Consider the following 2,501-nt stretch of genomic DNA (forward strand, 5'->3'; position numbering starts at 1 on the left):
GCCCGCACCGGGCGTCACCGGGTGAGCGCGGGCAGTGCGGTGAGGGCCTCCTCGGGGCCGACACGCCAGCGGTAGTCGGCCGAGATCGACCTGAACCGGATCACCGCGTCGGTGTCGACCACGAAGGTGGCAGCGGCGGGCAGCTCGTGGCTGTCGTCCCCGTTGACCTCGGCCAGGTCGATGCCGAGCGCCTTCTGCACGGTGGTTGCGGCGTCGGCCTGGCGAAACACCAGCCCGTAGGCGCGAGCGACGGTGTTCTGGAGATCGCTGAGGACGGTGAAGCCGAGGCCTTCCTTCTCGGCGAACGACAGCGAGTTGTCGGGTGTCTGGGGGGACACGGCGACCAGAGTGGCGCCGGCCGCCTCGATCTCGCCGAGTGCGGCCTGAAACGCGCGCAGCTGCAGGTTGCAGTAGGGGCACCAGGCACCTCGGTAGAACACGAGCACCACGGGGCCCGCAGCCAGAAGCTCGGTGAGCGCCCGGCTCGCGCCGTGGATGTCTGGCAGGGCGAAGTCGGGCGCCGCGGTCCCGACGGCCGGGGCGGCGGAACCGACGCCGTCGGCGGCCATCGCCGCCGCGTCGTTATCGAAGGGGGCCAGCGCCTCGACGCCGTACGCATCGTGAAGCTGGGACCGTAGGGCGACCGTGGCGTCGGTCAGGGACGTGGACTCGGTCTGAGATGCGGACATGCCTTTACGCTAGAAAACCGTCATGAGTTTATCCATACGGGAGAAGCTCAATTACTTAGCTGATCGGCTCATCTGGAAGGCGTCCCCGATAGTATCGGACAATGGAGACCCCGGCTGACCCGCTCGCCGATGTGCTGCAGCTCGCCCGTGTCTCTGGCGCCGTGCTCGCCCAGCTCGTCGCGCACGAGCCGTGGGGCGTCGAGGTTGACCCGCAGCCGGGCGCGACCTTCCATGCGGTGTTGGCCGGATCGTGCTGGCTGCGCACGGCGGGTGCCACCCCGCGCAGGCTCATGCCGGGTGACGTTGTCCTGCTGCCGACCAACCTCAGCCATGTCCTGTCCAGTGACCCGACGACCGCGGCGATGTCGTTGACCCAGGTGGCGAAGATCGGTCTGCGTGCCGACGAGGGGGTGGTCGAGCTGCCGGGCGATGGCGCGGTCACCCGAGTCCTGTGCGCGTCGTACGACTACGACCACGAGGTCGCCCAGCCACTGATGTCGCTGCTGCCGCGCGTGCTGCACCTTGCCGCCGGTGGCCCGGGCGACGACGGCGCGGTGGCCACTGCCCTGGCGTTGCTGCGCTACGAGCTCAACGGTGTGCCTCCCGGCTCGCGTGCGGTCGTGGCCCGGCTGGTCGACGTGCTGCTCGTCCACGTCGTCCGGGCCTGGCTGCGCGCCCGGCCGGCGGGTGAGGGCTCGTGGCTGCGTGCGCTGCACGACCCCGTCACCGCGCGGGCACTCTCCCTGCTCCACGAGGTGCCGCAGCGAGCCTGGACCGTCAACGACCTGGCGGCCGAGGTGCATGTGTCCCGGGCCACGCTGGCCCGCCGTTTCACCGAGCTCGTCGGAGAGCCGCCGCTGACCTACCTGACCCGGTGGCGGATGGACATCGCCGCGCAGCGGCTACGCGAGACCGACGATCCCGTCGCCGCCATCGGGGCCGCGGTCGGCTATGCCAGCGAGCACGCCTTCTCCCGTGCGTTCAGCCGCGCACGGGGGAAGCCGCCACGGCGCTACCGGGTCTACGCACGAACCGCCGCTGCCGCGAGCCGTTCGTAGCAGCGCCCAGCCAGCCCGGGGTCGGGTGAGGAGACGCCGGCGTGCCAGGCTTCGGCTTGTCCGACCCGGTCGGGCTGGAACAAATGCTGGCTGGGTGACCTGGACGCCGCCAGGGAGCGCCGAAATGCGCTGGGAATCGGCGCTCTAGGGGCCGTGCGCTGTCAGTCAGCTGGCTCGGAGGCGCTGCGGCGGGCGCGGAAGGACGCGCTTTTGGCGCGGTTCCCGCACGCGGCCATGTCGCACCAGCGTCGCGAGGTGTTGCGGGAACTGTCGACGAAGACCCATCGGCAGTCCGTGCCCCGGCACGCCTTGAGCCGGGGCCAGCAGGGTCGCGCCGTGGCGCGCAGAAGGGCCGTGACGGTGGCGGCACAGACGTCGCGCACGAGGCCGTCGGGGCCGTCGGCGAGCAGGGACGGGCTACCTCGCAGATCTGGGCGCAGGGTGAGACGGTCGAGTCCGGCCGCGTCGACCCGGACGTCGATGCCGTTGTTGCGCAGTGCGAGGCCGCGGATCACGGCGCGCAGAGTGCGAAGCATCACCACGTCCTCAGGGGCGTCGGGCCGCCCGGCTTCCAGGTCGGTCGGTGCGTCCAGGACTGCCCACCAGGCCCGCATCGCGGGCGGATCGGCGAGTTCGTCGTGCTCCCCGTGCCCGGTGTTCGCCACCGCCACGAGGAGCTCCTCGTCTGAGAGGCCTGGCCAACCCGGCTCCTGCGTCACCTAACCACCGTACGAGGTTAACCAGTTGACGGCCT

At 71.1% G+C, this 2,501-nt stretch carries 3 protein-coding genes; 1 reads left to right on the plus strand and 2 read right to left on the minus strand.

The window, feature by feature from the left end:
• Positions 1-14: 14 nt before the first annotated feature.
• The gene (locus NBZ85_RS30220) at positions 15-689 is read right to left on the minus strand and encodes a peroxiredoxin-like family protein (RefSeq protein ID WP_261560710.1); all 675 of its coding nucleotides are present in this window, start codon (positions 687-689) and stop codon (positions 15-17) included.
• A 101-nt stretch (positions 690-790) separates the two neighbouring features.
• On the opposite strand from NBZ85_RS30220, the gene NBZ85_RS30225 reads away from it, so the two are divergent.
• Entirely contained in the window at positions 791-1,747 is a 957-nt protein-coding gene (locus NBZ85_RS30225) for an AraC family transcriptional regulator (RefSeq protein ID WP_261563331.1), read from the plus strand.
• A 161-nt stretch (positions 1,748-1,908) separates the two neighbouring features.
• Here NBZ85_RS30225 and NBZ85_RS30230 read toward each other — a convergent pair whose 3' ends face one another.
• Complete coding sequence (locus NBZ85_RS30230) at positions 1,909-2,418, minus strand: CGNR zinc finger domain-containing protein (protein ID WP_261563332.1); 510 nt, start codon at positions 2,416-2,418, stop codon at positions 1,909-1,911.
• Positions 2,419-2,501: the final 83 nt, after the last annotated feature.

This window comes from Frankia tisae (assembly GCF_025403405.1).
Classification (GTDB): Bacteria; Actinomycetota; Actinomycetes; order Frankiales; family Frankiaceae; genus Frankia; species Frankia tisai.

Excerpts from the sequence above, each read along its gene's own strand:
- NBZ85_RS30220 (WP_261560710.1), bottom strand. The coding sequence starts at position 689 with ATGTCCGCATCTCAGACCGAGTCCACGTCCCTGACCGACGCCACGGTC.
- NBZ85_RS30225 (WP_261563331.1), top strand. The coding sequence starts at position 791 with ATGGAGACCCCGGCTGACCCGCTCGCCGATGTGCTGCAGCTCGCCCGT.